General features: G+C 41.3%; 32 protein-coding genes. 21 read left to right on the forward strand and 11 right to left on the reverse strand.

Features of this window, described 5'->3' with window-relative positions; genetic code table 11:
- Positions 1–66: 66 nt before the first annotated feature.
- Positions 67–873 (reverse strand): 3'(2'),5'-bisphosphate nucleotidase CysQ, encoded by an 807-nt coding sequence (gene cysQ / locus ACLS0A_RS05400; RefSeq protein WP_416082742.1) that lies wholly within the window; start codon positions 871–873, stop codon positions 67–69.
- A gap of 277 nt (positions 874–1,150) precedes the next feature.
- Entirely contained in the window at positions 1,151–3,172 is a 2,022-nt protein-coding gene (locus tag ACLS0A_RS05405; protein ID WP_416082743.1) for an OPT family oligopeptide transporter, read from the reverse strand.
- 142 nt (positions 3,173–3,314) lie between these two features.
- Here ACLS0A_RS05405 and hslR point away from each other — a divergent pair, with 142 nt between their 5' ends.
- The 15 genes from hslR to rpsQ all read left to right on the forward strand — a co-directional run bounded on the left by hslR (position 3,315) and on the right by rpsQ (position 12,270).
- Complete coding sequence (gene hslR / locus ACLS0A_RS05410; protein WP_416082744.1) at positions 3,315–3,734, forward strand: ribosome-associated heat shock protein Hsp15; 420 nt, start codon at positions 3,315–3,317, stop codon at positions 3,732–3,734.
- Positions 3,735–3,880: 146 nt separating this feature from the next.
- On the forward strand, positions 3,881–4,750 hold the full coding sequence (gene hslO, locus ACLS0A_RS05415; protein ID WP_416082745.1) for an Hsp33 family molecular chaperone HslO: 870 nt from the start codon (positions 3,881–3,883) through the stop codon (positions 4,748–4,750).
- Between the two features lie 200 nt (positions 4,751–4,950).
- A complete protein-coding gene (gene pckA / locus ACLS0A_RS05420; RefSeq protein WP_416082746.1) occupies positions 4,951–6,567 on the forward strand; it encodes a phosphoenolpyruvate carboxykinase (ATP) in 1,617 nt (538 codons plus the stop codon).
- Between the two features lie 184 nt (positions 6,568–6,751).
- The gene (gene metJ / locus ACLS0A_RS05425; protein WP_115248600.1) at positions 6,752–7,069 is read left to right on the forward strand and encodes a met regulon transcriptional regulator MetJ; all 318 of its coding nucleotides are present in this window, start codon (positions 6,752–6,754) and stop codon (positions 7,067–7,069) included.
- Between the two features lie 244 nt (positions 7,070–7,313).
- The gene (gene rpsJ / locus ACLS0A_RS05430) at positions 7,314–7,625 is read left to right on the forward strand and encodes a 30S ribosomal protein S10 (RefSeq protein WP_001181005.1); all 312 of its coding nucleotides are present in this window, start codon (positions 7,314–7,316) and stop codon (positions 7,623–7,625) included.
- 16 nt (positions 7,626–7,641) lie between these two features.
- A complete protein-coding gene (rplC, locus tag ACLS0A_RS05435; protein ID WP_035687403.1) occupies positions 7,642–8,271 on the forward strand; it encodes a 50S ribosomal protein L3 in 630 nt (209 codons plus the stop codon).
- A gap of 15 nt (positions 8,272–8,286) precedes the next feature.
- On the forward strand, positions 8,287–8,889 hold the full coding sequence (gene rplD, locus ACLS0A_RS05440) for a 50S ribosomal protein L4 (protein WP_103853555.1): 603 nt from the start codon (positions 8,287–8,289) through the stop codon (positions 8,887–8,889).
- Positions 8,886–9,188 (forward strand): 50S ribosomal protein L23, encoded by a 303-nt coding sequence (rplW, locus tag ACLS0A_RS05445; protein ID WP_035687397.1) that lies wholly within the window; start codon positions 8,886–8,888, stop codon positions 9,186–9,188. The genes rplD and rplW overlap by 4 nt, the downstream gene beginning before the upstream one ends.
- A gap of 21 nt (positions 9,189–9,209) precedes the next feature.
- The gene (gene rplB / locus ACLS0A_RS05450) at positions 9,210–10,031 is read left to right on the forward strand and encodes a 50S ribosomal protein L2 (protein WP_103853556.1); all 822 of its coding nucleotides are present in this window, start codon (positions 9,210–9,212) and stop codon (positions 10,029–10,031) included.
- Positions 10,032–10,059: 28 nt separating this feature from the next.
- Positions 10,060–10,335: a 30S ribosomal protein S19 gene (gene rpsS / locus ACLS0A_RS05455; RefSeq protein ID WP_005539416.1), complete on the forward strand. Its 276-nt coding sequence runs from the start codon at positions 10,060–10,062 to the stop codon at positions 10,333–10,335.
- Between the two features lie 10 nt (positions 10,336–10,345).
- Entirely contained in the window at positions 10,346–10,678 is a 333-nt protein-coding gene (rplV, locus tag ACLS0A_RS05460; protein ID WP_017805227.1) for a 50S ribosomal protein L22, read from the forward strand.
- A gap of 18 nt (positions 10,679–10,696) precedes the next feature.
- On the forward strand, positions 10,697–11,401 hold the full coding sequence (gene rpsC / locus ACLS0A_RS05465) for a 30S ribosomal protein S3 (RefSeq protein ID WP_103853557.1): 705 nt from the start codon (positions 10,697–10,699) through the stop codon (positions 11,399–11,401).
- Between the two features lie 13 nt (positions 11,402–11,414).
- The gene (rplP, locus tag ACLS0A_RS05470; RefSeq protein WP_103853558.1) at positions 11,415–11,825 is read left to right on the forward strand and encodes a 50S ribosomal protein L16; all 411 of its coding nucleotides are present in this window, start codon (positions 11,415–11,417) and stop codon (positions 11,823–11,825) included.
- The gene (gene rpmC / locus ACLS0A_RS05475; RefSeq protein WP_017805230.1) at positions 11,825–12,016 is read left to right on the forward strand and encodes a 50S ribosomal protein L29; all 192 of its coding nucleotides are present in this window, start codon (positions 11,825–11,827) and stop codon (positions 12,014–12,016) included. The genes rplP and rpmC overlap by 1 nt, the downstream gene beginning before the upstream one ends.
- Positions 12,016–12,270 carry a 30S ribosomal protein S17 gene (gene rpsQ, locus ACLS0A_RS05480; RefSeq protein WP_103853559.1) on the forward strand — a complete coding sequence of 85 codons (255 nt, stop codon included), beginning with the start codon at positions 12,016–12,018 and terminating at the stop codon, positions 12,268–12,270. Before rpmC ends, rpsQ begins: the two co-directional genes overlap by 1 nt.
- Positions 12,271–12,346: 76 nt before the next feature.
- Here rpsQ and ACLS0A_RS05485 read toward each other — a convergent pair whose 3' ends face one another.
- Positions 12,347–12,934: a sulfite oxidase heme-binding subunit YedZ gene (locus tag ACLS0A_RS05485; RefSeq protein WP_103853560.1), complete on the reverse strand. Its 588-nt coding sequence runs from the start codon at positions 12,932–12,934 to the stop codon at positions 12,347–12,349.
- On the reverse strand, positions 12,934–13,893 hold the full coding sequence (msrP, locus tag ACLS0A_RS05490) for a protein-methionine-sulfoxide reductase catalytic subunit MsrP (RefSeq protein ID WP_126370735.1): 960 nt from the start codon (positions 13,891–13,893) through the stop codon (positions 12,934–12,936). The genes ACLS0A_RS05485 and msrP overlap by 1 nt, the downstream gene beginning before the upstream one ends.
- 258 nt (positions 13,894–14,151) lie before the next feature.
- Between msrP and ACLS0A_RS05495 the strand changes: the two genes are divergently transcribed.
- Positions 14,152–15,114, forward strand: coding sequence for an asparaginase (locus tag ACLS0A_RS05495; RefSeq protein ID WP_416082751.1), 963 nt, complete (start codon positions 14,152–14,154; stop codon positions 15,112–15,114).
- Between the two features lie 79 nt (positions 15,115–15,193).
- The gene (locus ACLS0A_RS05500; protein WP_416082747.1) at positions 15,194–15,517 is read left to right on the forward strand and encodes a thioredoxin family protein; all 324 of its coding nucleotides are present in this window, start codon (positions 15,194–15,196) and stop codon (positions 15,515–15,517) included.
- Between the two features lie 45 nt (positions 15,518–15,562).
- On the opposite strand, the gene tal is transcribed toward ACLS0A_RS05500, so the two are convergent.
- A complete protein-coding gene (gene tal / locus ACLS0A_RS05505; protein WP_423105267.1) occupies positions 15,563–16,516 on the reverse strand; it encodes a transaldolase in 954 nt (317 codons plus the stop codon).
- A 175-nt stretch (positions 16,517–16,691) separates the two neighbouring features.
- Between tal and ACLS0A_RS05510 the strand changes: the two genes are divergently transcribed.
- Both ACLS0A_RS05510 and lptD read left to right on the forward strand, forming a co-directional pair.
- Positions 16,692–17,249, forward strand: coding sequence for a DNA-3-methyladenine glycosylase I (locus ACLS0A_RS05510; protein WP_416083413.1), 558 nt, complete (start codon positions 16,692–16,694; stop codon positions 17,247–17,249).
- 69 nt (positions 17,250–17,318) lie between these two features.
- Positions 17,319–19,664 carry an LPS assembly protein LptD gene (lptD, locus tag ACLS0A_RS05515; protein ID WP_416083414.1) on the forward strand — a complete coding sequence of 782 codons (2,346 nt, stop codon included), beginning with the start codon at positions 17,319–17,321 and terminating at the stop codon, positions 19,662–19,664.
- A 70-nt stretch (positions 19,665–19,734) separates the two neighbouring features.
- Here lptD and ACLS0A_RS05520 read toward each other — a convergent pair whose 3' ends face one another.
- The 6 genes from ACLS0A_RS05520 to ACLS0A_RS05545 form a co-directional block, all read right to left on the reverse strand.
- The gene (locus ACLS0A_RS05520; RefSeq protein ID WP_416083415.1) at positions 19,735–20,505 is read right to left on the reverse strand and encodes a class I SAM-dependent methyltransferase; all 771 of its coding nucleotides are present in this window, start codon (positions 20,503–20,505) and stop codon (positions 19,735–19,737) included.
- The gene (gene trmA, locus ACLS0A_RS05525; RefSeq protein ID WP_416083416.1) at positions 20,487–21,581 is read right to left on the reverse strand and encodes a tRNA (uridine(54)-C5)-methyltransferase TrmA; all 1,095 of its coding nucleotides are present in this window, start codon (positions 21,579–21,581) and stop codon (positions 20,487–20,489) included. Before trmA ends, ACLS0A_RS05520 begins: the two co-directional genes overlap by 19 nt.
- 75 nt (positions 21,582–21,656) lie before the next feature.
- A complete protein-coding gene (locus ACLS0A_RS05530) occupies positions 21,657–21,986 on the reverse strand; it encodes a DUF413 domain-containing protein (protein ID WP_115248897.1) in 330 nt (109 codons plus the stop codon).
- 73 nt (positions 21,987–22,059) lie between these two features.
- Entirely contained in the window at positions 22,060–22,692 is a 633-nt protein-coding gene (dsbA, locus tag ACLS0A_RS05535; RefSeq protein WP_103854735.1) for a thiol:disulfide interchange protein DsbA, read from the reverse strand.
- An 11-nt stretch (positions 22,693–22,703) separates the two neighbouring features.
- The gene (locus ACLS0A_RS05540) at positions 22,704–22,970 is read right to left on the reverse strand and encodes a YihD family protein (RefSeq protein ID WP_103853621.1); all 267 of its coding nucleotides are present in this window, start codon (positions 22,968–22,970) and stop codon (positions 22,704–22,706) included.
- 68 nt (positions 22,971–23,038) lie between these two features.
- Entirely contained in the window at positions 23,039–24,160 is a 1,122-nt protein-coding gene (locus ACLS0A_RS05545) for an ROK family protein (RefSeq protein ID WP_416083417.1), read from the reverse strand.
- A 224-nt stretch (positions 24,161–24,384) separates the two neighbouring features.
- Between ACLS0A_RS05545 and ACLS0A_RS05550 the strand changes: the two genes are divergently transcribed.
- Together ACLS0A_RS05550 and ACLS0A_RS05555 are read left to right on the forward strand one after the other, a co-directional pair.
- Complete coding sequence (locus ACLS0A_RS05550; protein WP_416083418.1) at positions 24,385–25,164, forward strand: SDR family oxidoreductase; 780 nt, start codon at positions 24,385–24,387, stop codon at positions 25,162–25,164.
- An 88-nt stretch (positions 25,165–25,252) separates the two neighbouring features.
- Positions 25,253–26,857 (forward strand): xylulokinase, encoded by a 1,605-nt coding sequence (locus ACLS0A_RS05555; RefSeq protein ID WP_416083419.1) that lies wholly within the window; start codon positions 25,253–25,255, stop codon positions 26,855–26,857.
- The last annotated feature ends 48 nt before the right edge of the window (positions 26,858–26,905 follow it).

Consider the following 26,905-nt stretch of genomic DNA (forward strand, 5'->3'; position numbering starts at 1 on the left):
TTGCTATCCATTTTTAAAAGAGTGGTAATAATATGCCCAAATTTGGCAAATTACCAATAGTTCTCATTAATTAAATTGAAAGATGTTGTGCCAGTTTAACTGCGCGTCTGCCACCATCACAAAATCAGGGTTCACCAAGGTTTCCCGCTGATTATAAGTGAGTGGCTGGAAATGCGGATCAAAAATTTTGCCGCCCATTTCCGCTAAAATAATTTCTGCCGCTGCCGTGTCCCATTCGCCGGTTTCACCCAATCGCACATAACAATCCGCCGAACCCTCCGCCACCAACGCACTTTTAATCCCACTTGAGCCGATGATATGGAAATCATAAGAAAAAACAGGGTTCAAAACAGACCGCACTTTCTTTGCCGCCGAGTGTGAACCGACGGCAATGCGGATCGGCTGTGTAAAATCAAGGGGCTGCGGTAAAAGTGCGGTGGTTTTGTGCGAGGTTTTTTTATACGCTCCGCTACCTTGCATCGCGTAATAAGTGCTTTGCGATTGCGGGGAATGAATCACCCCAAGCACAGGGCGGTTGTGATGTACCAAAGCAATCAATACGGAAAAGTTACCCGTGCGATTAATAAATTGCTGCGTGCCGTCCAACGGATCAACCAGCCAATAAGTCTGCCATTGTTGACGTTCAGCAAAAGGCATCTTGCAACTTTCTTCTGACAACACGGGAAGCCGAGGGGTAAGTGCGGTGAGTTTTTCGATCAAAAATTGGCTCACAAACAAATCCGCTTCCGTTACGGGCGTATTGTCTGCCTTAAGTTCCGACTGAAGATTTTTGTGATAAAACTGATTGAGATGCTCACCCGCCTGCTCCGCGAGTGCCAATACCGATTGCAACAAAGAAGAATGAAGTAACACAACCACGACCTAAACAATGAAACAATAGGGAGAGTATAACAAAGGGGCTAGCAAAGGGCAAAAGTGGGGGGAGGGCAGTCTATAGTGGCTTGACCTTATGATGGCAGCGTATGTGATACGTCCCTGCAGTTGGTTGAATAATTCTTGTTTTATAAAAATAAACAAATAGTGCGGTGCTTTTTAACGCTATTTTTTCTTAATTTTCTCAATACAAAAATAACGGTAAAAAACACCGCACTTTCGTTTTACTTTCAACATTCAAAGTGCGGTGGGATTTTTATGTATTTTTCGCACGTAGGACACGCAGGGCGTAGATGATCACGCCGAGAATGAAAACGGCTAATCCGAGCCATTCTGCGGTGCTGTCCCAGTTTTCTAATGAAAGTGCAAGCGGTGCATCTGAACCGCCAGAAGTAACAGAAGCGGCGATGATAAAGGCGAGAATCACGCCAATTAAGCTTTCCCCCACAATCAAACCTGCGGCGAATAAGGTGCCGTAGCGTTCTGCTTTTTTCTTCACATCATTAAGATTTTTACCGTTGCGTTGTGCATAAGCCGTTAAGTGTCGGTTGATAAACCAAGCTAGCACAGCACCAATGACGATAGGCATATTTACAACTGGAGGTAAATAAATCCCCATTCCCACAGCGAGGGCAGGCAGGGCAAAGCGATGTTGGCTGGCTTTTTTCAATAGCGTATCAATGATGATGAGGGCTAAGCCTAATCCGATCCCCATAAAGATATAACGCCATTCTAAATTACTGGAGAAAATTCCTGTGGCGATGGTGGTCATTAAGGTGGCTTGCGGTGCAGAAAGCGCTTGGCTTGGATCCATATCCGCACGCGGTAATGCCCCTGTGAAGCCATAGGCGTGGTAGAGAATTTCTAGCACGGGGGCGATGACGAACGCACCTACCACACAGCCGATAATTAATGCCACTTGTTGACGCCAAGGGGTAGCTTGCACCAACAACCCAGTTTTGAGATCTTGCAGGTTGTCGTTAGAAATCGCCGCAGTGGTGATGACGATTGAGCCAGTAAAAATGGTCAATGCAGTGAGAAATTTCATTCCCTCTGGCGAGTCGATTAAGCCCGTCATTTTGCCGAGTAAGAATAAGGTGAGGGAGGTGATGACCACGGAAATAATCCCAATACCAGAGATTGGGCTAGATGATGATCCCACAAGCCCTGCCATATAACCACAGGCTGCGGCAACGAAAAAGCCGATAAACACCGCTAAGAAGGTACACACAATAACAAATAACAGGGCATATTCTGTAGCAATCGGTGCTTGTGCGATGAAGTGGTGAAGTGCCACCATAATTAAGGCGATTGCGGCGATTGTGATATAAATCATTGATTTAGGGGATAAATCAAGTTGTGTGCGATCATTGGTTTGTGCTGAAGGATCTTTTAACGCACGGAAAGATTGTGCCATTCCTTGGATCATCGGTTTCATTAACACCAGCAATGTCCAAATTGCCGCAATGCCGATGGTTCCCACACCGATAAAACGCACTTTACTTTTCCAAATACCCATCGCATAGCCCACCATATCCGCGTCCACAGGCACTGGTGAGGCGCTGGTGAAATAAGGTACAGCAACGCCCCAAGTGAGGAAAATTCCCACTAAAATGGCGATACCCCCTACAATTCCCACTAAATAACCTGCCCCTAATAAGGCGAGGGAGAAGCCCATCGGCACTTGGAAAACGGCATTTCCCCCTTTAAACCACAGACTTGCACCATCGGCAATCAGGCGTAATCCATTGGTGGCAAAGCTCACCACGGCGGCAATCACACCACCTGCTGCGATCTCTTTAATGCCGCTATCGCCTTTTCCTTCTTCGTGGTTGCCCGCTTTGAGAATTTCCGCTGCGGCAACGCCTTCTGGATAAGGTAAATCACTTTTTGCCACCATCACTTGGCGTAATGGCACGGTGAAAATCACCCCTAAAATCCCCCCAGCAGCACAAATTAATAAGGTTTGCCAAAAGGAAAAGTCTTGCCAGTATCCCATCATCAACAATCCTGGGATGACGAAAATCACTGAAGAAAGCGTACCCGCGGCTGAGGCTTGGGTTTGCACCATATTATTTTCTAAAATATTTGAGCCTGAAAACATTTTCAGCACCGCCATTGATATTACTGCGGCAGGGATTGATGAGGCGAACGTCAGCCCCACTTTTAGCCCAAGATAAACATTTGATGCGGTGAAAATCACCGTAATTAACGCCCCTAAGAACATTCCGCGAAAGGTCAGCTCTTTCAAACTAGGCGAAGAAGTTGAATGTTGCATCGTTTTTTCCTCGATTTTGTTATAAAAATGCTTCATTCTATCTGAATTTTATTAGTTCGGATCAGATTTTTGTCTAAATCTTGTCTTATGGCATAAAATACGGAAAAAAACACCGCACTTTAAAAATAAGGGGAAAAGCAAAATGGCCAAAAATTCTGCAAAGCAACGGGATAATCAAGAAGATAACGAGGTTCGTTTAGACAAATGGCTATGGGCGGCACGTTTTTATAAAACTCGCACCATTGCGAAAGAAATGATTGACGGCGGTAAGGTGCATTATAACAATCAGCGTACCAAACCTAACAAAACCGTGGAAGTGGGGGCATTGATTAAATTACGCCAAGGCAATGAGGAAAAAGAAGTGCAAGTGCTTGCCCTTTCCAACCAACGCCGCGGTGCACCAGAGACTCAGTTGTTATATCAAGAAACACCCGAGAGCATAGAAAAACGTGAGAAATTCGCTATCGCTCGCAAATATCAGGCGTTAGCAATGCCCAACCCAGAACGCCGCCCAAATAAAAAAGAGCGGAGAGATTTGCTTAAGTTTAAATATCAGGATTGATCTTGTGATCGGCAAAATCGTCCCAATATTAAGCCCATTGCCAAGCTGAGTGTGAGCATCGTGGGGAGCATATTCCTAAAGCGAAATCTATTCTTTTCTTAATGCACTCAGCAAATGGTACAACCTAAAGATTTATTGAGGACAAAATGACATATCAAGCAGACAATGACAAACTTTACCGCTATTTATTCAAAAACCGTGCTGTACGCGGTGAGTGGGTACGCTTAAACCAAAGTTTTAAAGACACCTTAAACACCCATCATTATCCGAAAGTGGTGCAAAATTTATTGGGCGAAATGATGGTGGCGACCAGCCTTTTAACCGCAACGCTAAAATTTAACGGCAGCATTACCGTGCAAATTCAAGGGGACGGCCCGCTCTCTTTGGCTTTAGTGAATGGTTCTGATGATCAAAAAATGCGTGCGCTAGCCCGTTTACAAGGGGAAGTGCGTGATGATATGAGCCTAAGCGAAATGATTGGCAAAGGGGTGTTAGTGATCACCATCACGCCAAATGAAGGCGAGCGTTATCAGGGCGTGATTGGTTTAGATAAACCAACGATTACGGAATGTTTAGAAGATTATTTCGTGCGTTCTGAGCAGTTGCAAACCCAGTTAATTATCCGTACAGGCGAATTTAATGGCGAACCTGTGGCGGCAGGAATGTTATTGCAAGTGATGCCAGATGGCGTGGGCGAAGAAGGGGATTTTGAGCATCTTGCTACTCTTACGGCGACGGTAAAAGATGAAGAAATCTTTGGCCTAAGCGCAGAGGAAATGCTTTACCGTTTATATCACGAAGAAACCGTGGAAATTTACCCTGCACAAAATGTGGAATTTTTCTGTGGTTGCACCCAAGAACGCTCAGGCGGTGCATTGCTATTATTACCAGAAAATGAAATTGACGAAATTCTCGCCGAACACAACGGCAGCATTGATATGCAATGCGAATGTTGCGGCACGCATTATTTCTTTAATAAAGAAGCCATTGAAAAATTGCGTGATTCCGCACAATAATCCAACTAGCACGAACTTTGGTTCGTGCTTTTTTATTTCTCTTTCCTTACCTTTTCCTTGATTTACATCACAAAACTTAACTATTTTGAGTAATGGAATGGTTTTTTTCTGATTTTGAGATCTACCTAACATTTTTTTTTTCGTACTTCACATAGAATACCGCTATCTTTTTTAATATTAACTTAATTGAGGTATATCTTATGACTGATGTAAAAAAACTAGTGGCAGAATTGGGTAACTTGGGTATTTATGATGTAAAAGATGTGGTGTATAACCCAAGTTATGAGCAGCTTTTCGAGGAAGAAACTAAGGAAGGTTTAGAAGGCTTTGAGAAAGGAACGGTTACCCAATCTGGTGCTGTTGCGGTGGATACAGGGATTTTCACAGGTCGTTCACCGAAAGATAAATACATCGTATTAGATGAGAAAACCAAAGACACCGTGTGGTGGACTAGCGATGCGGCGAAAAACGATAACAAGCCTATGAACCAAGCCACTTGGCAAAGTTTAAAAGAGTTAGTAACCAAACAGCTTTCAGGCAAACGCCTATTTGTGGTGGACGCATTCTGTGGTGCAAACCCAGATACTCGCTTAGCCGTGCGTATTATTACAGAAGTGGCGTGGCAAGCGCACTTTGTAACCAATATGTTTATTCGTCCTTCTGCCGAGGAATTAGAAAACTTCAAACCTGATTTTGTGGTAATGAACGGTTCAAAAGTAACCAATCCAAATTGGAAAGAACAAGGTTTAAATTCTGAAAACTTTGTTGCATTCAACATTACTGAGGGCATTCAATTAATCGGCGGTACTTGGTACGGCGGTGAGATGAAGAAAGGAATGTTCTCAATGATGAACTATTTCCTCCCGCTCAAAGGTATCGCTTCAATGCACTGTTCTGCGAACGTGGGTGAAGATGGCGATGTTGCGGTATTCTTCGGTTTATCAGGTACTGGTAAAACCACCCTTTCAACAGATCCAAAACGCCAATTAATTGGTGATGATGAACACGGTTGGGACGATGATGGCGTGTTCAACTATGAGGGCGGTTGTTATGCGAAAACCATTAAACTTTCTGAAGAAAGCGAGCCAGATATTTATCGCGCAATTAAACGTGATGCTTTGTTAGAAAACGTGGTAGTGCGTCCAGATGGTTCAGTGGATTATGATGACGGTTCAAAAACCGAAAATACTCGTGTTTCTTACCCAATCTATCACATTGAAAACATTGTAAAACCAGTTTCTAAAGCAGGTCACGCGAAAAAAGTGATCTTCTTAACCGCTGATGCGTTCGGTGTGTTACCGCCAGTTGCAAAATTAACGCCAGAGCAAACGAAATACTACTTCTTATCTGGTTTCACCGCAAAATTAGCGGGAACAGAACGTGGTATCACTGAACCAACGCCTACTTTCTCAGCCTGTTTTGGTGCCGCATTCTTATCACTTCACCCAACACAATACGCAGAAGTGTTAGTGAAACGTATGGAAGCCGCTGGCGCAGAAGCCTACCTTGTGAATACAGGTTGGAACGGCACAGGCAAACGTATCTCAATTAAAGATACTCGTGGCATTATTGATGCGATCTTAGATGGATCAATTGATAAAGCTGAAATGTCTGAATTACCAATCTTCAACTTAGCCATTCCAAAAGCTTTGCCAGGGGTTGATCCTGCAATTTTAGATCCGCGTGATACTTATGCAGACAAGGCACAATGGCAAGCCAAAGCGGAAGACTTAGCAAACCGCTTTGTGAAAAACTTTGAAAAATATGCGACCAACGAAGAAGGTAAAGCCTTGATCGCAGCAGGGCCAAAAGCTTAATCATATAAAAACTACGAAAATTTACACCGCACTTAGGGTTTGCATAAAACTGAAGTGCGGTGTTTTTTTTGTGGATTTTTCAAGAGTTTCATCTGGCTGTCTAGCAGTCTTAATGTCTAGATTGTTATTTCGGCGATTTTTCTTTAAAATAAACACAATTTTTGTGGAGATTTAAGGTGGCATTATGGCAAATTGGGACGGTAAATATATTAGCCCTTATGCAGAGCACGGTAAGAAGAGTGAGCAAGTAAAGAAGATTACGGTATCTATTCCAATTAAGGTGCTGGAAATTTTAACTAATGAGCGGACAAGACGTCAGCTCAAAAATTTACGCCACGCAACAAATAGTGAGTTGTTGTGTGAGGCGTTTTTGCACGCATTTACAGGGCAGCCATTACCGACCGATGAGGATTTACTAAAAGAACGCCACGATGAGATTCCTGAGCAGGCAAAAGAAATTATGCGTGAACTAGGGATTAATCCTGAGAAGTGGGAATACTAAATTTCAGATTTTGCTGAGAAATTGGTTGCAATTCCTAGCTGAGCTAAGTATAATCCACAAGCTTTCTTAGAAAGCCCTTTGATGTAATCATTTATTAAAGGCGTGTTACAGATTTTGTAATACATAAAATGTTCCCGATTGGGGGACTATAATATTAGGTTACTGCACTTCCCTTTCAATGAAGTTTATGAAAGGTGATGGTGTCAGTTTTATTTTAGCTAAAAATTATTGGAGCTCTGGTCTAATGCAGAACCAAAGAATCCGTATCCGCTTAAAAGCCTTTGATCATCGTTTGATCGATCAATCTACAGCGGAGATCGTAGAAACAGCTAAACGTACTGGCGCACAAGTTCGTGGTCCAATTCCTTTACCAACGCGTAAGGAACGTTTTACCGTGTTGATTTCTCCACACGTTAATAAAGACGCTCGTGACCAATACGAAATTCGTACACACAAACGTTTAGTAGATATCGTAGAACCAACAGAAAAAACTGTTGATGCATTAATGCGTTTAGATTTGGCTGCCGGCGTTGACGTGCAGATCAGCCTAGGTTAATTAAGAGGTTATGACAATGATTGGTTTAGTCGGTCGTAAAGTTGGTATGACTCGTATCTTCAATGAAGATGGTGTGTCTGTACCGGTTACTGTTATCGAAATCCAAGCAAACCGTGTAACTCAAGTTAAAACTCTTGAAAACGATGGCTATACTGCAATTCAAGTTACTACTGGTTCTAAAAAAGCGAGCCGTGTAACTAAGCCTGAAGCAGGCCATTTCGTGAAAGCAGGTGTTGAAGCTGGTCGCGGTTTATGGGAATTTCGTACAACTGAAGGTGAAGAATTCACTTTAGGTCAAGAAATTAATGTTGACATCTTTGCAGATGTTAAGAAAGTTGATGTTACTGGTACATCTAAAGGTAAAGGTTTCCAAGGTGGTGTTAAACGTTGGAATTTCCGTACTCAAGATGCAAGCCACGGTAACTCTTTATCACATCGTGTACTTGGTTCTATTGGTCAAAACCAAACTCCAGGTCGTGTGTTTAAAGGTAAAAAAATGGCTGGACACTTAGGTGCTGAGCGTGTAACCGTTCAATCACTTGAAGTTGTTCGTGTAGATGCTGAGCGTAATTTATTATTAGTTAAAGGTTCTGTACCTGGTGCAACTAATAGTGATGTTATCGTTAAACCAGCAGTTAAAGCATAAGTCTAGGAGATAGAGATGGAATTACAAGTTGTAGGTGCAAACGCACTAACTGTTTCTGAAACTACCTTCGGACGTGAGTTTAATGAAGCGTTAATCCACCAAGTAGTTGTTGCTTATGCAGCAGGTGCTCGTCAAGGTTCTCGCGCACAAAAAACTCGTGCTGAAGTGTCTGGTTCAGGTAAAAAACCTTGGCGTCAAAAAGGTACAGGTCGCGCTCGCGCTGGTGATGTGAAATCACCAATTTGGCGTTCAGGTGGTGTAACTTTCGCAGCGAAACCACAAGATCACAGCCAAAAAGTGAACAAAAAAATGTACCGTGGTGCAATCAAAAGCATTCTATCTGAGCTTGTTCGTCAAGATCGTTTAGTTGTTGTTGAAAAATTCGAAATCGATGCACCAAAAACTAAAGCCTTAGTTCAAAAATTAAAAGATATGGCGTTAACTGACGCTCTTATCATCACTGCAAACTTAGATGAGAATTTATTCTTAGCAGCGCGTAACTTATACAAAGTAGATGTACGTGATGTTCAAGGTATTGATCCAGTAAGTTTAATCGCTTTTGATAAAGTGGTTTTAACTGTTGATGCAGTGAAACAAATTGAGGAGATGTTAGCATGATTCAACAAGAACGTTTGCTAAAAGTGTTAAAAGCACCTCACGTCTCTGAGAAAGCAACAAATAACGCTGAGAAGTCAAACACCATCGTTTTCAAAGTCGCTTTAGATGCCAACAAAGCAGAGATTGCAAAAGCTGTTGCAGAATTATTTGAAGTGAAAGTAGATTCTGTTCGTACTGTTGTAGTTAAAGGTAAAACTAAACGTCGTGGTACGAAGATGGGACATCGCAGTGACTGGAAAAAAGCTTATGTAACTCTTCAAGAAGGTCAATCACTTGACTTCGTTGAAGGTGCAGAGTAATTACGGAGGAGAAAGAAATAAATGGCTATCGTAAAATGTAAGCCGACCTCCGCTGGTCGTCGTCACGTTGTTAAAATCGTAAACCCTGAATTACATAAAGGGAAACCTTACGCACCATTATTAGATAGCAAATCTAAAACTGGTGGTCGTAATAATTTAGGACGTATTACTACTCGCCATATCGGTGGTGGTCATAAACAACATTACCGTTTAATCGATTTCAAACGTAACAAGTTAGATATCCCAGCGGTTGTTGAGCGTCTTGAATATGATCCAAATCGCAGTGCAAATATTGCTTTAGTGCTTTATAAAGATGGTGAACGCCGTTATATCTTAGCACCTAAAGGTTTAAGCGCAGGCGATCAAATCCAAGCAGGCGTAAACGCACCTATTAAAGTTGGTAACTCATTACCAATGCGTAATATCCCTGTTGGTTCAACTGTACATAACGTTGAATTAAAACCTGGTAAAGGCGGACAACTTGCACGTTCTGCTGGTGCTTATGTACAAATTATTGCTCGTGAAGGTAACTATGTAACTTTACGTCTTCGCTCAGGTGAAATGCGTAAAGTATTAGCTGAATGTTCTGCAACCATCGGTGAAGTGGGCAATTCAGAGCATATGCTTCGCGTTCTTGGTAAAGCTGGTGCTAACCGCTGGAGAGGCGTTCGCCCAACAGTTCGTGGTACAGCAATGAACCCTGTTGATCACCCTCACGGTGGTGGTGAAGGTCGTAACTTCGGTAAACACCCAGTTACTCCTTGGGGCGTTCAAACCAAAGGTAAGAAAACTCGCCATAACAAACGTACTGATAAATACATTGTACGTCGTCGTGGTAAATAATTTTTTAATCAATTAAAGAGGATAAGCCATGCCACGTTCTCTCAAGAAAGGTCCTTTCCTTGACCTACACTTGTTGAAGAAGGTAGAGAAGGCGGTGGAAAGCGGGGATAAAAAACCAATTAAAACTTGGTCCCGTCGTTCAATGATCATTCCTTCAATGATCGGATTGACCATCGCAGTCCATAATGGTCGTCAGCACGTTCCAGTTTATGTATCGGACGAAATGATTGGTCATAAACTCGGTGAATTTGCACCGACTCGTACTTACCGCGGACATGCTGCGGATAAGAAAGCTAAGAAGTAAGGGGTAAAAGATGGAAACTATAGCTAAACATCGTTACGCTCGCACTTCAGCGCAAAAAGCTCGCTTAGTTGCGGATTTAATCCGTGGCAAAAAAGTAGATCAAGCGTTAGAAATTTTAACTTTCACTAACAAAAAAGCGGCATCGCTAGTTAAGAAAGTGCTTGAGTCTGCAATCGCTAATGCTGAGCATAATGATGGTGCAGATATCGATGATCTTAAAGTGACTAAGATTTTCGTAGATGAAGGTCCTAGTATGAAACGTGTTATGCCACGTGCTAAAGGTCGTGCAGATCGTATTTTAAAACGTACAAGCCACATCACAGTGGTTGTGTCAGATCGTTAATTTAGTAGAGGAATAGCAATGGGTCAAAAAGTCCATCCAAATGGTATTCGCCTAGGTATTGTTAAGCCTTGGAGCTCTACTTGGTTTGCGAATACACAAGATTTCGCATCTAACTTAGATGGCGATTTCAAAGTGCGTCAATTCTTAAATAAAGAATTAGCGAATGCTTCCGTTTCACGCATCACTATTGAGCGTCCAGCGAAAAGTATTCGTGTAACAATTCACACAGCTCGTCCAGGTATCGTAATCGGTAAAAAAGGCGAAGATGTTGAAAAATTACGTAACGCTGTTGCGGCAATCGCAGGTGTTCCAGCACAAATCAACATCGCTGAAGTGAAAAAACCTGAATTAGATGCAAAATTAGTTGCTGATAGCATCGCTTCACAACTTGAACGCCGTGTAATGTTCCGCCGTGCAATGAAACGTGCAGTACAAAACGCAATGCGTTTAGGTGCTAAAGGTATCAAAGTTGAAGTAAGCGGTCGTTTAGGTGGTGCAGAGATTGCTCGTTCAGAGTGGTATCGTGAAGGTCGTGTACCATTACATACACTGCGTGCGGACATCGATTATAACACTGCAGAAGCTCACACAACATACGGCGTAATCGGCGTTAAAGTGTGGATCTTCAAAGGTGAGATTCTTGGTGGAATGGCTGCAATTGAACAACAACCAGAACAACAACCTACCACGCCTAAAAAACCACGTGGTAAAGGTCGTAAGTAAGGAGAATTGCTAAATGTTGCAACCAAAACGTACAAAATTCCGTAAAGTCCAAAAAGGTCGTAACCGTGGAATTGCAGGTGGTACAGAAGTTAGCTTCGGTACCTTCGGTTTGAAAGCAGTTGGTCGTGGTCGTTTAACCGCTCGCCAAATTGAGGCAGCACGTCGTGCGATGACTCGTGCGATTAAACGTCAAGGTAAAATCTGGATCCGTGTATTCCCAGATAAACCAATTACTGAAAAACCATTAGAAGTCCGTATGGGTAAAGGTAAAGGTAACGTTGAATACTGGGTAGCTTTAATCCAGCCGGGTAAAGTACTTTATGAAATGGATGGTGTGTCTGAAGAATTAGCAAGAAACGCATTTGCACTTGCAGCAGCGAAATTGCCAATCAAGACCACATTCGTAACTAAAACGGTGATGTAATGAAAGCTCAAGAACTACGTACAAAAACTGTTGAAGAGCTGAATGCTGAATTGGTTAACTTGTTAGGTGAGCAATTCAAATTGCGTATGCAAGCAGCCACCGGTCAGCTTCAACAAACCCATCAGTTAAAACAAGTGCGTCGCAGTATTGCACAAGTGAAAACTGTATTAACCGAGAAGGCGGGTGAGTAATGACTGATAATATTCGTACCGTGCAAGGTCGTGTAATTAGCGACAAAATGGATAAATCATTCACAGTTGCGATCGAACGCAAAGTGAAACACCCACTTTATGGTAAGTTTATCCGCCGCACAACAAAATTACACGTGCACGATGAAAACAACGAAGCGAAATTAGGTGATGTAGTAGAAGTTCGCGAATGTCGCCCAATTTCAAAAACTAAGTCTTGGACTTTAGTTCGCGTTGTAGAAAAAGCAGTAATCTAATTTATTAGTTATCGCTTTAAATAAAACAATAGCCAATGGTGTATGCCATTGGCTTTTTTGTTGCATTATGATTTATTCAACGTTTATGGCTTTTTAAATATTTCCACACTTTCAATATCAGAAGCAGGATTGCTGTAAGCAAGTAAATCCATGCCCCTAATTGAAAACTTTTTGATGACCAAACATAATGCACGGAGGCAAAAAATAGGGCGATATAACTGAGTTGATGTAAGGGAAAAACAGTTCTTTGTAAATAACGTTTTATAGCTGGCAGCATGATCACCGAAGTAAAAATGAAGATTAAAAAAGCTAATGCACCGAATAGAAGATAAGGGCGTAAGATTAACTCTTCAATAAATAGAGAAGTGTCTAAGCCTAATTCAAGATAAAAATAGGCAATAATATGTAAACTCGCCCATACCATTGCCCATAGCCCTAAAATAGGGTGATAGGTTTTTAATTTATGCCATTTGAATAGCCCTATCGCCTCTCTGAAGAGAAAAACACCTAGAAATAGGCTAAGTGCCATCCATCCTAAAAAGTGAATTAATTCTTTAATCGGATCGGCCCCAAAATATTGTCCTTGGTTGATAATGAGTTCATGACCTAGCCATATAAAAGGGGCGCCAGCAGTAAAATGCAGTAAGAAACGTGCTGATTTCATTAGTAATTAACCGTTAAATCTAATCCTTGGTACAGTGAGGCAACTTCATCATAACCATTAAACAGCAAGGTGGGTTGTCGCTTCACATTGAATAATCCGCCTGCACCAATAACACGTTCACTGGCTTGTGACCATCGAGGGTGAGGCACATTTGGGTTCACGTTGGCATAAAAGCCATATTCATGCGGCGCAAGTTGTTGCCAAGTATTGAGCGGACGAGTTTCGGTTAAACGAATTTTTACAATCGACTTTATGCTTTTAAATCCATATTTCCAAGGAACGACTAGACGTATTGGAGCACCATTTTGAGGCGTTAGCTTTTTGCCATAAAGTCCAACGGAGAGCAGCGTGAGTGGGTGCATTGCTTCAGCAATCGTTAAACCTTCCCGATAAGGGTAATTAATTCCACCTCCCCAGAAGAAATTTTTTTGCCCCGGCATTTGCTCTGGATCATAGAGCGTTTCAAACTCAACATATTTCGCTCGACTGGTTGGTCTAACTTCGCGTAAGAGAGCATTTAATTCAAAACCAATCCAAGGAATAACCATTGCCCACGCCTCTACACAACGGAAACGATAAATTCTTTCTTGCAAGGGATAACGTGTATAAAGATCCTGTAAATCCAAGATTAATGGTTTTTCAACTTCACCAGAAATTTCTACTTGCCAAGGAGCGGTTTTTAATGTGTGTGCATATTGAGCGGGAGAGCCCTTGTCTATGCCAAATTCATAGAAGTTATTATAACCAGTTACTTTATCTTCTGGCGTTAAGGATAATGCGGTGTTTAAGCTGTCTTTTTTGAAGAGAAGTAAATTCTCTTGAGGCATAGGATCTGCTTGTGAAATTTGCGGTAATAGAGACATTCCACCTATTGCGCCAAGTCCAGCAATCAGTTTGCGTCGATGATAGAAAATTTCTTCCGGCGTAACATCGTTCTCGGTTAATTTGTGTCTGCGCATAATGAACTCCTTGTATAAAAAATATTTCTTTGTTTGAAATATGGACAAGGCGGTAAAACAGAAGTTCCAGCTTCAGAAAAGACTTTTAACAGGTTTAACCTCTCCTCCTACTCTGACTAAACTTCGCAGTGCTTGGCTGATTAACTAAAAATAATGAAAATTTCTACCGCACTTTAGTGTGATTGAAGGCTTGTAACAAATTTTTTGTGAATAGCTATGCTAAAATAGTGCAATTAAAACAGAATAGAAGATCGAAAAATAATGAAAAAACTCCTTGTTCTCCACACGGGTGGAACAATTTCAATGCACGCGGACAGTCAAGGGAAAGTGGCGCCAAATGCCACTAATCCTATGACCAAAGTCGGGTTTGATTTGCATAATGTTGAAGTGGAATCGGTGGATTTTCTCAATCTTCCTAGTCCGCATATTCGCCTTGAGCATATGTTGGCGTTGAGCCAGAAAATTAAACAAGACGGTGCAAATTATGATGGCGTGGTGATTACACACGGTACGGATACATTGGAAGAAACCGCCTATTTTCTAGATACAATGCAGCTGCCGAAAATGCCGATTGTGATCACGGGCGCAATGCGTTCCAATAATGAACTTGGCAGTGATGGCATTTATAATTACCTTTCCGCATTGCGTGTGGCGAGTTTTGAAAAAAGTGCCGATAAAGGCGTATTAGTGGTGATGAATGATGAAATTCACGCCGCAAAATATGTCACCAAAACCCACACCACCAACGTTTCCACTTTCCAAACACCAACGCACGGGCCTTTGGGTGTGATTATGAAAAAAGACATTCTCTTTTTCAAAACTGCTGAGCCGCGTGTGCGTTTTGATTTAGAAACGGTGAGAGGAAATGTGCAAATCATCAAAGCGTATGCAGGAATGGACAGTTGGCTGTTTGAGCAATTAGATCTGCAACAGTTAGACGGCTTGATTATTGAAGCACTCGGCGCAGGGAATATTCCACCGCAAGCAGAAAAAGGATTACAACGGCTGCTTGCGCATAACATTCCTGTTGCCTTGGTTTCTCGTTGTTTTAACGGCATTGCAGAGCCTGTTTATGGTTATGACGGCGGTGGTGCAAGTTTGCAAGAACAAGGCGTGATGTTTGTGAAAGAACTCAATGCGCCAAAAGCACGCTTAAAATTGTTGATTGCTCTTAATGCCGGATTACAAGGCGAGGCACTAAAAAGTTATATGGAAGGATAAAGAAAAAATTCCTAAAATTTGCACCGCACTTTATTGTGAAGAAATTCTTTTTAGGAACTACTTTCATTAGGTTTAAATAATGAAAATCGCAACGACATTAAAGGAAATTGAACAACATATTAATGAAAACCCTTTTGCTTTGTTGCTTATTAAAGCACCAAACTGTGGAGTGTGTACTGCCGTAGCGCAGCAGCTTGAAGCACTTTTGCCGACTTATCCAACACTTTCCGCAATGCAAGCGAGCATCGCGGATATTCCCGAAATGGCGAGTTATTTCCACGCACTCACTGCCCCAGTGGTACTTATTTTTTATCAACAAAAAGAAGTGGAGCGCTTCGCCCGCTTTGTGCCATTGCAAGAATTAAAAGTGCGGTTGGATTTTTGGCAGAATTTGCACGCATAGCAAAAGCCCCATTGATTTTTGGGGCTTTGTTTTATCAGATTTCGATTAGAACTTCGCCAATAGCATCGCTTCTAATTTTTCTTGGTCGATGGCGAATTTGCGAATCCCTTCAGCCAGTTTTTCTACTGCCATTGGATCGCTGTTGTGCTGCCAGTAGAACTCGCTTTCAGTAAGCGGTTGTGGTTTGGCTTTCACTTCACCAGTGTAATCTAATTTACGCACAAGTGCGGTGTTATTTTCTTGCAATTCTTTTAACAACGCTGGGGCGATGGTTAAGCGGTCGCAACCTGCAAGCTCAGTAATTTCGCCTACGTTACGGAAACTTGCGCCCATTACTACGGTTTGATAGCCGTGTTGTTTGTAATAGTTGTAAATTTTCGTCACTGAAATCACGCCCGGATCTTCGGCGGTAGCGTATTCTTTTTTGTCGCTGTTCGCTTTGTACCAGTCAAGAATACGGCCCACGAATGGGGAAATTAAATATACACCCGCTTCCGCACAAGCACGTGCTTGCGCTTCTGAGAATAACAGGGTTAGGTTACAGTTAATGCCTTCTTTTTCAAGGATTTCTGCTGCACGGATACCCTGCCAAGTAGAGGCGATTTTAATTAAAATACGATCGTTAGATACGCCTGCTTCATTATAAAGAGCGATTAATTTACGCGCTTTTTCAACGGTTGCTTGGGTGTCGTAAGAAAGACGTGCGTCCACTTCGGTAGAAATGCGTCCTGGAACAATTTTGAGGATTTCTAAACCGATGTTTACCGCTAATTTATCTTCTGCATCAATAAGTTGCTGTGCTTTGTCGGCACTTTTGCTTTTGGCATAAGCAATGGCTTCATCAATTAATGGTGCATATTGAGGCAAAGCAGAGGCGCTTAAAATGAGTGATGGGTTGGTGGTGGCGTCTTGTGGTTGGTAGGTTTTAATGGCTTCAATATCCCCTGTATCTGCCACAACCACGGTCATTTCGCGTAATGCTTCTAATTGTGTTGTCATAGTTACCTCTCATTTGATTGTTAGTTAAGTTCGCATACAATATCACATCTTAGCGATGCACATATAGCTATTTTAGCTTTGGTATTGATAGGTAGATTCTAAATTAAATTTGATGCGGTAGAAAACCTTAGAGAAATAAAATCTGTGATCAGGATCACAATATAAGGAAAACAAAATGAAAACACGTTGTAGCTGGGCGGAAGGTTCGGCGATTTATCAAGATTACCACGATAATGAATGGGGCAAGCCAGAATATAACAGTTTGAAATTATTTGAAAAAATTTGTTTAGAAGGGCAACAAGCCGGGCTTTCGTGGATCACGGTGTTGAAAAAACGTGAACATTATCGGCAAGCCTTTTTTCATTTTAATCCTGAAAAAATTGCCAAGATGACAGAACAAGATCTTGATGAATGTATGCAAAATGCAGGATTAATTCGCCATCGTGCCAAGTTAGAAGCCATTGTGAAAAACGCCAAAGCCTATTTAGCGATGGAAAAGTGCGGTGAAAATTTCAGCGATTTTATTTGGGCATTCGTTAATCATCAGCCACAAATGAATGATGTGCCGGATTTATCTGCCGTGCCAGCAAAAACCGAAACCTCAAAAAATTTGTCGAAAGCGTTGAAAAAACGTGGCTTTGTCTTTGTGGGCGAAACCACCTGTTATGCCTTTATGCAATCAATGGGGTTGGTGAATGATCATCTCAACACCTGTTTTTGTAAGCATAAATAAAATGCTTTTTGAGCGGTTTTTCTTTATAATCAGGTTAATTTCTACACCTGAAAACAAAATGGGTTATTAATGAAAAAAAATTACTACACAATGCTTTCTTTCTCAATTTTGACCGCACTTTATGGCGCGCCAAGTTGGGCAAGTTTGCAGCAGCAATGTTTAGCTGGCGTACCACAGTTTCAAGGGGAAGTGGTGCAAGGCGATCCAAATGAATTGCCAGTTTATATTGAAGCCGATCGCGTGGAGTTAAATCAGCCTGTTAATGCACGTTACGAAGGGGACGTGGATATTCAACAAGGCAATCGCCATTTAAAAACGCAAGTGGCGGAAGTGATTCAAACAGGCGAAGGGCAAAATGTGCAACGCTTTGCCTATGCGAAGAATGGTTTTGATTATAAAGATAATCTAATCAATCTGTTAGGTGATTCTGCCAAGGTGGATCTGAATAATAAAGATGCCGATGTCGAAGGCGCAGATTACCAATTTGTCGGCCGTCAAGGGCGTGGTAAAGCACAGCAAGTTGAGCTACGCAATGATTATCGCTTGTTGAAAAACGCCACGTTCACTTCTTGTTTGCCTGATGATAATAGCTGGGCGATTGAAGCCTCTGAAATGCGTCAGCATATCCAAGAAGAATATGCCGAAATGTGGCACGCGCGCTTTAAAGTTCACGGCGTGCCGATTTTCTATACCCCTTATTTACAATTGCCTATTGGCGATCGTCGCCGTTCTGGTTTGCTCATTCCAAATGCGGGCACATCTAGCCGTGATGGTTATTGGTATGCTCAGCCTATTTATTGGAACATTGCACCCAATTTTGATATGACAGTAACACCAAAATTTATGTCAAAACGTGGCTGGCAATTTAATGGTGAAGCACGCTATCTCACGCAGCTTGGCGAAGGGTTAATTGCAGGCGAATATTTAGGCCGTGATCGGCTTGATGATTACCAAGGGGATAACCGTTCGCGTCATTTATTCCACTGGCGACACAGTTCCAGTTTCTTACAAAATTGGCGTTTAAACGTGGATTACACCAGAGTCAGCGATAAGCGTTATTTCTCAGATTTTGACTCCGCTTACGGACGCAGCACGGACGGTTATGCTGATCAAAATTTCCGCATCGCGTACTATCAGCCAAACTACAATTTCTCTCTATCGGCGAAGCAATTCCAAGTGTTTGATGACGTGGATATTGGGCCTTACCGCGTTTTTCCACAGCTAGATTTTAATTATTATCGTGATGGGCTTGCTAACGGTTTAATGGATTTCCGTTTATTCTCACAAATTTCTCGTTTTGAGAATGACAGCGCCTTAATGCCAAAAGCTTGGCGTTATCACATTGAGCCAAGCCTTAATATTCCCCTTGCGAACCGTTACGGCAGTTTGAATATCGAAACCAAACTTTACGCCACGCACTATAATCAAACCAAAGGGAAAGGGCAAAATGCAGAAGAGATTGAACGCTCTGTAACCCGTGTGTTGCCGCAAGTGAAAGTAGATTTGCAAACCTTGCTTGCCAGCAAAGAGACCTTATTTGATGGCTATACGCAAACAATTGAACCGCACATTCAGTATCTTTATCGTCCTTATAAAGATCAAAGCAATATCGGCTCAAAATTAAATAGCCAATATCTTGGTTTTGGTTATGACTCTGCTTTATTGCAGCAAGATTACTTTTCCTTATTCCGTGATCGCCGTTATAGTGGCTTAGACCGTATCGCTTCGGCAAATCAGTTCACCTTAGGGGGAACAACACGTTTTTACGATCAAGAAGGAAACGAACGTTTTAATCTCTCTTTAGGGCAAATTTATTATCTCAACGATTCGCGTATTGATAATAATCCAAGCAATAGCAGTGATCGTTCCACCTCATCTTGGTCATTAGAAAGCAACTGGCGTATTAGCCCAAAATGGAATTGGCGTGGTAGCTATCAATACGATACCAGCTTACACCAAACCTCCCTTGCCAATACCGTGTTGGAATATAACCCAAGTGGCAATAATCTGATTCAGCTGAGTTATCGCTACGCAAGTCAGGAATATATTGACCAAAACCTCACCGGCGCAAATGCGTATAACCAAGATATTAAACAGCTCGGTTTAGTGGCCGCGTGGGAAATTGCCGACAGATGGGCCGTGGTTGGCCATTACTATCAAGATCTGGCTTTAAACAAACCTGTTGAGCAATATCTCGGCGTGAAATATAACACTTGCTGCTGGGCAGTCGGTGTTGGCGCGCGCCGTTATGTAACCAGTAAAGACGGACAAAAAGCAAATGAAGTGGTTTACGACAATAGCTTTAGCATCAATTTTGAGCTGCGAGGTTTAGGTACAACAGATCACCGTAGCGGCATTGAGAAAATGCTAAAAGCAGGAAAATTGCCTTATATCCAATCATTTAGCTTATATTAAAATAAGTATAAGAACGCAAAAAGCAGATCCTTTGATCTGCTTTTTTTATTCCCTTTATTAAGCTGCGTGGCTAAATCACAGTATAAATATCAAAGCGATGATTTTTTGTTTCGCGGCTAAAGTGCGGGGCTTTTTCGGCGAGAAATTGGGCGTAGTCGGGGCGTTTTACCACCACACGTTTTTGTGCGATTTGTAAGGCGGGGACGAGCAGTTGGTCTGCGTCTTCATCTGCACCCACCAAATGCTGAAAAACACGCATTTCTTTTTTCACTAAGGCACTTTTCGCTTTGTGGGGATACATTGGGTCGAGGTACACCACGTCTGCTTGCGAGCCTTGTTGAGCAAGTTCATCAATCTGTTTTATGGGCAATAACTGCATATTTTGCTGCATCATTGCGCCGATTTCTGCGTCTTGATAAGCTCGTTGCAAGCCGTCTTGTAGTAATAAATAGACCACAGGGTGGCGTTCTACTAAGCGCACTTGGCAGCCAATAGCAGCAAGGACAAAGGCATCACGCCCTAGCCCTGCGGTGGCGTCAATGACGCTAGGCAGATAATCTTTTTTGATGCCAACGGCTTTGGCGACAGCTTCGCCGCGTCCGCCGCCGAATTTGCGCCGATGCGCCATTGCACCGCTGACAAAATCTACATACACCGCGCCTAATTTGGGTTCGTCTAATTTGCGTAATTCTAAACGCTCAATGCCGTTTTGTTCCGTTTGTACTAAGGCCAACGGGCTGTCTGGCTGGTGAATTAAACCTTGTTGTTCACAAAGTGCGGTGAAATTTTGCGAATTTTTTGTTTCGCAAATCAGTTGCACGGCTATTTTCGGATCAACCATACACCAGATTCCATATGTTCAGTATAAGGGAACTGATCAAACAGCGCCGCACGCGCAATGCGGTGGGTTTGACATAGGGTTTGCAAGTTGTCGCATAGAGTGTACGGATTGCAGGAAATATACAAAATGCGATCATATTGTTGCACCAATTTTACCGTGTCAGGATCAAGCCCTGCCCGTGGTGGATCAACAAAAATGGTATTGCAATCATAAGCTTGTAAATCAATGCCTCTTAAACGATTAAAAGCACGCACGCCGTTCATTGCTTGGGTAAATTCTTCTGCCGACATTCTGATAATCTGCAAATTATCAATATGATTCGCAGCGATGTTAAATTGCGCGGCGGCAACTGAAGGCTTAGCAATTTCTGTTGCCAGCACCTTACGAAAGTTTTGCGCCAACGCGATAGAAAAATTGCCGTTGCCACAATAAAGCTCGAGCAAATCCCCTTGGCTGTTTTGGGTGCAATCAATCGCCCATTGCAACATTTTGCCATTTACCACCGCATTAGGCTGCGTGAAACTGTTTTCCACTTGGCGATAAATATATTCTTTGCCGTTTACAGGCAGAATTTCGTCCACATAATCTTGATCTAAACAAATTTTTTGTTTAGAGGCACGCCCGATGATCTGCACGTCAAAACCTTGTTGTTGCAGGGTTTGGCGTAATGCTACCGCCGCCTGTTGCCATTGTTCATCTAAGACTTTGTGATAAAGCAGGCTGACGATAATTTTATTGCTCAGGGTGCTGAGATAATCAATTTGGAATAAACGATGCTTGAGAATGGTTTGCTGTTTGAGCAACGGCAAAAGCGCTTGCATCATCTGATTGATAAGCTGGCTGGCAATCGGAAAATGATCAATGCGATAAGGCTTACGCGTTTGACGGTCAAACATAATATGATAAAAATCATCATCTTGATGCCAAACACGAAATTCAGCACGCATACGATAATGTTGTTTTGGCGAATCAAATACTGCTAATTCTGGTGCATTAAAGGGCGCTAAAAGTGCGGTCAATTTTTGGCGTTTTTCTGCCAATAATTCATCATATTTTTCGATAGGTAAGGCTTGCATTGATAGTTCTCATTATTCGTTGCCAACAAAAAGAAAAGGCTTGATTGCTCAAGCCTTATGATCTTGCTAGGCAGATTAATCCGCGTTGCTCATCTCTTCTAGGTTATCCGCTACCACGCCAGATAAAGTATAAACACGTTTTGTGGTGCTGGTTAATGTGCGGTATTTATTCCACGTTTTTTCAAAGAACGTTTCTGGCTGACGCTCACCTTGACAAAATGCCACAAAGGCTTTTTCTTCTTCTGTTACAGGCGCACGCTCACCACTATCTAAGGCTTTAAATGCTTGACCATATTGCTCTAAAGCTTGGGATTCTTTGATTGTATAATCACCGTGGCGAGCAAAACCGCGGGGATAGTTTTTATCGTCAAAAAAGCGACGCGTTACGCTAAAACTTTCTGCCATAATATCCTCAATATTGCGAATTCAAAATCGGCACGCATTAAACCAATTTTTGCCTAGTTTTGCAATTTATTTGTTACTTTTGTAGCAAGGCTTTCACGGTTTCTACATAATCTTGAATGAAACCTTCTTCACTGTGCGATAGCCCTTCAGGGTTCACACGATATTTACCATTTACATAGAAATCTGGCACACCGTGTACATTAAAACGCTCAGCCGCTTGCACTTGCTGATTGTACAAACCTGTTACCGCAAAGCTGTTAATCCCGCCATCAAATTGTTCTGCACTTACTCCGCTATCAATAAAAATTTGACGAATAGCATCTAAACTTGGCGCACTTTGATCACGATTTTTCACCGCAGTTTGCGCTGCTTCAAATAATGGTGCTTTGACTTTCTCTTCCACGCCTAAGGCCATTGCTAATGCCCAAGCGCGAGTGAGATTTTCTGATTGAAAACCTAAGAAATTCACGTGATATTGCTTAAATTTTGTGCCTTCAGGCAGGGCTGCTTTCACTTTCTCAGGAATGTGATAATCCATTTCAAAGGCATAACAATGTGGGCAATAAAAAGAGAAAAACTCAATCACTTCAGGCTGAACCGCGCGTTCAGTGTTTAACGCAATGTATTGTTTTCCTTCTGTTAAATCCGCGGCTTGTACATTCGCCACAAAAAATAATGATGCTAAGGCAACAAGAAATTTTTTCATTACAACTTTCCTTATTCAATAATGCCACGCGCTTTTAGCAACGCGGTTTTAAAATCTTCTTCATAATCTTTTTTAATCCCAGGGATCGGCTCGTGCTTATCTGTGCCATACATTTTCAAATGATAGATAATCACTTCGTCCGTTAATTCTGCCACAGGTTTATCAAACCCTGCCTCATCAGCGATTTTCTGCAAAATCTGGGTTAAGCTCAAATCAGGATCTTGCGACCAATAAGGTTGCAACAATTCCAACACCTCATTTAGACGATGACATTTCATAACAGTTCCTTACCTTGGATAATAAAGTGCTAAATAATACTGTAATTAGGGGGAGAAAGGAATAAGTTTTAGGGTAAGTATGCTTTAATAAATGGCAAAGCCGCCCCCATTGCAGTCGCATTATTATGCTGCTCAGCAATCCTTATAAAATTCCCCTTTATTGGAAATGGGTTAAGTTTTTCTATGCGTTCTTGTAATTGTTCAATAATGTCCGTTTGATAAAGATATTGTGCTATTTCTCCCCCAAGGATAATATCGCGCTCTAGCAGTAAATAGACGTAATTTAGCCCTTGAGCAAGAGCATCTAGGTAGCTATTCCAACGTTGTAAAGTATTAGAGTCGTTTTGTTCCAGCCTTGTAAAAAATTGCGTTAAGTTTTCTGATGGCTCAATAAGAGCGGAAACAGAGCAATAAGTTTCTAAACAACCTTTCTTACCACAGTAGCAAGCTTTACCTGTAGGATTTATTTGTAGATGTTCTAGTGCTCCAGAATAGCCCTGTTTACCAAGATCAATTTGGTTATTTAGGATAATTGCTCCGCCTAAATGTTCGCTAATAGAAACATAAATAGCATTATCAATGTATTTTACAGTCCAAAGCTCCGCAGCTGCTGCACATTTTACATCGTGAAAAAATTTTACTGGAACGTTGAAATGTTGCTGTATTTGAATGATATTTAATTTTTCACAATCAAGCACTCTGCCATACAGAATGCTATCGCCTGTGTGATTGACAATGCCTTGAATTGAGATGCCAATGCCTAAAATTTGTTGTGGCTCATATTGATGTTCTGTGATAAAAGAATGAATGTGATGACAGATTTCGGTAATGTATTTCTCAGTGTTAGAAAATGGCGCAGGGAAAATCTTAAGTGCGGTAGTTTTTCCTTTCAAATTTAGTGCTAATACTTTGATATCTTTTTGTTGAATTTCGACACCAATTGCAATAAATGCATCAGGAATAAGAGTATAAGCCGTAGCTGGTCGCCCACCTTGAGAAGGAGCAAGCCCATATTCTTTAATTTTATTTTCGAAAAGTAATTTATTGATATTATGTACTACTGTGGGCAAGCTAAGACCCAATGTCTTTGCGATTTGTGGTTTTGCGAGCGCTTCATTTTCAAAAAACAATTTATAAATTTGCCGGTAATTCTTTTCTTTTATATCTATAAGTTCTTTATTATCAATCATTTATATCTTTCCTTAAATCATATTCCCCAAAATTTCTTTATTTTAAAATTATGTGAACTATGTCACAAATTTGTTAAAAAGTTCTTTTTTACGTAAGTTATTTTAGCAAAGTCTGTTGTGGAAATATACTAAAGCAACTAATATAAAGGCGCTTAAGTTAAATGGCTTTATATAAGTTGTTTTCTTAAATTTCTATTGATTGCTATTAACATTAGGAGTGCATTATGGGTATTTTAGAAAAAATGAAATTAACTGGAAAAACGGCATTTGTTACTGGTGGTGCAAGAGGTATTGGTAAAAGTGTGGCAGTAGCTTTTGCTCAAGCAGGAGCCAATATTGTTATTGCAGATTTTGATATTGCAGAAGCAGAAAAAACAGCAAACGAAATTGCCCAATTAGAGCAAGTCAAAGCAATTGCAGTACAAACAGATGTAACAGATGAAGCAAGTGTAAATCATTTAATGGATGTAATTAAGCAGGAGTTTGATTCACTAGATATCGCTTTCTGTAATGCTGGAATTTGTATCAATGTTCCTGCAGAAGAAATGACATTAGCGCAATGGCAGAAAGTGATTAATGTGAATCTAACAGGAGTATTTTTAACTGCGCAAGCCGCGGGAAAATTAATGATTGAGCAAGGAAAAGGTGGATCAATCATTAATACTGCATCAATGTCCGCACATATCGTGAATGTTCCTCAACCACAATGTGCCTATAACGCTTCAAAAGCAGGTGTAATTCAGTTGACCAAGTCTTTAGCAATTGAATGGGCTAAATATGGTATTCGAGTAAATAGTTTAAGCCCAGGCTATATTGGTACAGAACTTACTTTGAATTCAGAATCTTTGCAGCCGCTTATTAAAACTTGGAATGAAATGGCTCCATTACATCGTCTAGGGAAACCAGAGGAGTTGCAATCTATTTGCGTATATTTAGCAGGAGATACAAGTTCATTTACAACGGGTTCTGACTTTATCGTTGATGGCGCATTTACTTGTTTCTAATTAAATATAAGGAATGCTCATTATAATAATTTATGAGCATCCTTGAGATATATTGCCATTATTCATTTGGTATTAAGAGGAGGGATATATGCAGCCTTCAGCAAAAAGTGTAATTGAAAATGGTCAAGCCTATTTAGGCATTGAATTAGGTTCAACAAGAATTAAATCTGTGCTTATTGACGAAAAGGGCTTTATTTTAGCAAAAGGTTCATTCGATTGGGAAAATCATTTTGTTAATGGTATTTGGACTTATCCTTTAAATGAAGTTTGGTCTGGTATAGCAGAAAGTTATCGTGATTTATCGAATAATGTAGAAAAACAATATGGTGTTGTTATACAACGTTTAGCTGCAATTGGTGTAAGTGCAATGATGCACGGTTATTTAGCGTTCGATTCTCAGGAAAAACAACTTGCAGAGTTTCGGACTTGGCGTAATAACACTACTGCAGTAGCTGCAGATAAATTAACTGATTTACTACAATATAACATTCCGCAACGTTGGAGTATTGCTCATCTCTACCAAGCTATTCTTAATAAAGAATCTCATATCTCAGATGTTGCTTATATTACGACATTGGCAGGCTATGTGCATTGGCAGCTTACAGATGAAAAAGTATTGGGAATCGGTGATGCTTCAGGAATGTTTCCTATTGATTCTACTTACAAGAATTATGATCGTCCAATGATTGAGACTTTTGAACATCTTATAGAACCGAATGGCTTCAATTGGAAATTAGAACAGATTTTACCGAAAGTCTTAGTTGCTGGAGAAAATGCAGGTACATTGACAGAGAAGGGGGCTGCATTACTTGATCCAACAGGTAACCTGCAGGCGGGTTGTCCACTTTGCCCTCCAGAAGGTGATGCTGGAACGGGAATGATGGCAACTAACAGTATAAAAGTTAAAACGGGAAATGTTTCTGCCGGAACTTCTGCTTTTGCTATGGTTGTGTTAGAGAAACCACTTTCACAGGTTTATCGTGATTTAGATATGGTGACCACACCAGCGGGCGATCTTGTTGCGATGGCGCATTCACAAAATTGCAGCTCAGATCTTAATGCTTGGTTTCAGTTATTTAATGAGGTGCTGTTGAGTTTTGGTTTAACGGTAAACCCTGACAAATTGTATAGCACATTATTTAATCAAGCCTTGACTGCTCAGCCTGATGCTGGAGGATTGCTTTCTTATTGTTTCTATTCTGGGGAGCATGGTGTGGATTTGACTGAGGGTTGCCCACTCTTTGCCCATCCAGCCAAAGCCAATTTTTCTTTAGCAAATTTTATTCTTGTCCAACTTTATACCGCATTTGGTGCAATGAAACTAGGTATGGATACGCTAACAAAAAAAGAGAAGGTAAAAATTGAAAAGATTTTTGCTCATGGTGGCTTATTCAAAAGTAAAGATGTAGCACAAAATGTGCTTGCTGCTGCATTAGACGTTCCTGTTGCAGTGCTTGATACAGCAGGTGAGGGCGGCGCTTGGGGAATTGCGTTACTCGCCGCATATAGCCAACAAAAAGGCTTGTTATTAACAGAATATCTTGATCAAATCGTTTTTGCCGGCGTAGAAGATAATGTTAAAAAGCCAGATCCAGCTTGGGTCGAAGGCTATGAAAGTTTTATTCAACGCTATAAAGAAGGATTACCGATTGAGCGTCAAGCGGCAAAATTTGCTACAACAACTGTACATTAAATTTATGGGGAAACCCATTTTTAGGGAAATTATGACCGCACTTTCGTT

This window comes from Avibacterium volantium (assembly GCF_049366555.1).
GTDB lineage: Bacteria > Pseudomonadota > Gammaproteobacteria > Enterobacterales > Pasteurellaceae > Avibacterium > Avibacterium volantium_A.

Coding starts and splice junctions, on each gene's coding strand:
- ACLS0A_RS05405 (WP_416082743.1), bottom strand. CDS start 3,172: ATGCAACATTCAACTTCTTCGCCTAGTTTGAAAGAGCTGACCTTTCGC.
- hslR (WP_416082744.1), top strand. CDS start 3,315: ATGGCCAAAAATTCTGCAAAGCAACGGGATAATCAAGAAGATAACGAG.
- hslO (WP_416082745.1), top strand. CDS start 3,881: ATGACATATCAAGCAGACAATGACAAACTTTACCGCTATTTATTCAAA.
- pckA (WP_416082746.1), top strand. CDS start 4,951: ATGACTGATGTAAAAAAACTAGTGGCAGAATTGGGTAACTTGGGTATT.
- metJ (WP_115248600.1), top strand. CDS start 6,752: ATGGCAAATTGGGACGGTAAATATATTAGCCCTTATGCAGAGCACGGT.
- rpsJ (WP_001181005.1), top strand. CDS start 7,314: ATGCAGAACCAAAGAATCCGTATCCGCTTAAAAGCCTTTGATCATCGT.
- rplC (WP_035687403.1), top strand. CDS start 7,642: ATGATTGGTTTAGTCGGTCGTAAAGTTGGTATGACTCGTATCTTCAAT.
- rplD (WP_103853555.1), top strand. CDS start 8,287: ATGGAATTACAAGTTGTAGGTGCAAACGCACTAACTGTTTCTGAAACT.
- rplW (WP_035687397.1), top strand. CDS start 8,886: ATGATTCAACAAGAACGTTTGCTAAAAGTGTTAAAAGCACCTCACGTC.
- rplB (WP_103853556.1), top strand. CDS start 9,210: ATGGCTATCGTAAAATGTAAGCCGACCTCCGCTGGTCGTCGTCACGTT.
- rpsS (WP_005539416.1), top strand. CDS start 10,060: ATGCCACGTTCTCTCAAGAAAGGTCCTTTCCTTGACCTACACTTGTTG.
- rplV (WP_017805227.1), top strand. CDS start 10,346: ATGGAAACTATAGCTAAACATCGTTACGCTCGCACTTCAGCGCAAAAA.
- rpsC (WP_103853557.1), top strand. CDS start 10,697: ATGGGTCAAAAAGTCCATCCAAATGGTATTCGCCTAGGTATTGTTAAG.
- rplP (WP_103853558.1), top strand. CDS start 11,415: ATGTTGCAACCAAAACGTACAAAATTCCGTAAAGTCCAAAAAGGTCGT.
- rpmC (WP_017805230.1), top strand. CDS start 11,825: ATGAAAGCTCAAGAACTACGTACAAAAACTGTTGAAGAGCTGAATGCT.
- rpsQ (WP_103853559.1), top strand. CDS start 12,016: ATGACTGATAATATTCGTACCGTGCAAGGTCGTGTAATTAGCGACAAA.
- ACLS0A_RS05485 (WP_103853560.1), bottom strand. CDS start 12,934: ATGAAATCAGCACGTTTCTTACTGCATTTTACTGCTGGCGCCCCTTTT.
- msrP (WP_126370735.1), bottom strand. CDS start 13,893: ATGCGCAGACACAAATTAACCGAGAACGATGTTACGCCGGAAGAAATT.
- ACLS0A_RS05500 (WP_416082747.1), top strand. CDS start 15,194: ATGAAAATCGCAACGACATTAAAGGAAATTGAACAACATATTAATGAA.
- tal (WP_423105267.1), bottom strand. CDS start 16,516: ATGACAACACAATTAGAAGCATTACGCGAAATGACCGTGGTTGTGGCA.
- ACLS0A_RS05510 (WP_416083413.1), top strand. CDS start 16,692: ATGAAAACACGTTGTAGCTGGGCGGAAGGTTCGGCGATTTATCAAGAT.
- lptD (WP_416083414.1), top strand. CDS start 17,319: ATGAAAAAAAATTACTACACAATGCTTTCTTTCTCAATTTTGACCGCA.
- ACLS0A_RS05520 (WP_416083415.1), bottom strand. CDS start 20,505: ATGGTTGATCCGAAAATAGCCGTGCAACTGATTTGCGAAACAAAAAAT.
- trmA (WP_416083416.1), bottom strand. CDS start 21,581: ATGCAAGCCTTACCTATCGAAAAATATGATGAATTATTGGCAGAAAAA.
- ACLS0A_RS05530 (WP_115248897.1), bottom strand. CDS start 21,986: ATGGCAGAAAGTTTTAGCGTAACGCGTCGCTTTTTTGACGATAAAAAC.
- dsbA (WP_103854735.1), bottom strand. CDS start 22,692: ATGAAAAAATTTCTTGTTGCCTTAGCATCATTATTTTTTGTGGCGAAT.
- ACLS0A_RS05540 (WP_103853621.1), bottom strand. CDS start 22,970: ATGAAATGTCATCGTCTAAATGAGGTGTTGGAATTGTTGCAACCTTAT.
- ACLS0A_RS05545 (WP_416083417.1), bottom strand. CDS start 24,160: ATGATTGATAATAAAGAACTTATAGATATAAAAGAAAAGAATTACCGG.
- ACLS0A_RS05550 (WP_416083418.1), top strand. CDS start 24,385: ATGGGTATTTTAGAAAAAATGAAATTAACTGGAAAAACGGCATTTGTT.
- ACLS0A_RS05555 (WP_416083419.1), top strand. CDS start 25,253: ATGCAGCCTTCAGCAAAAAGTGTAATTGAAAATGGTCAAGCCTATTTA.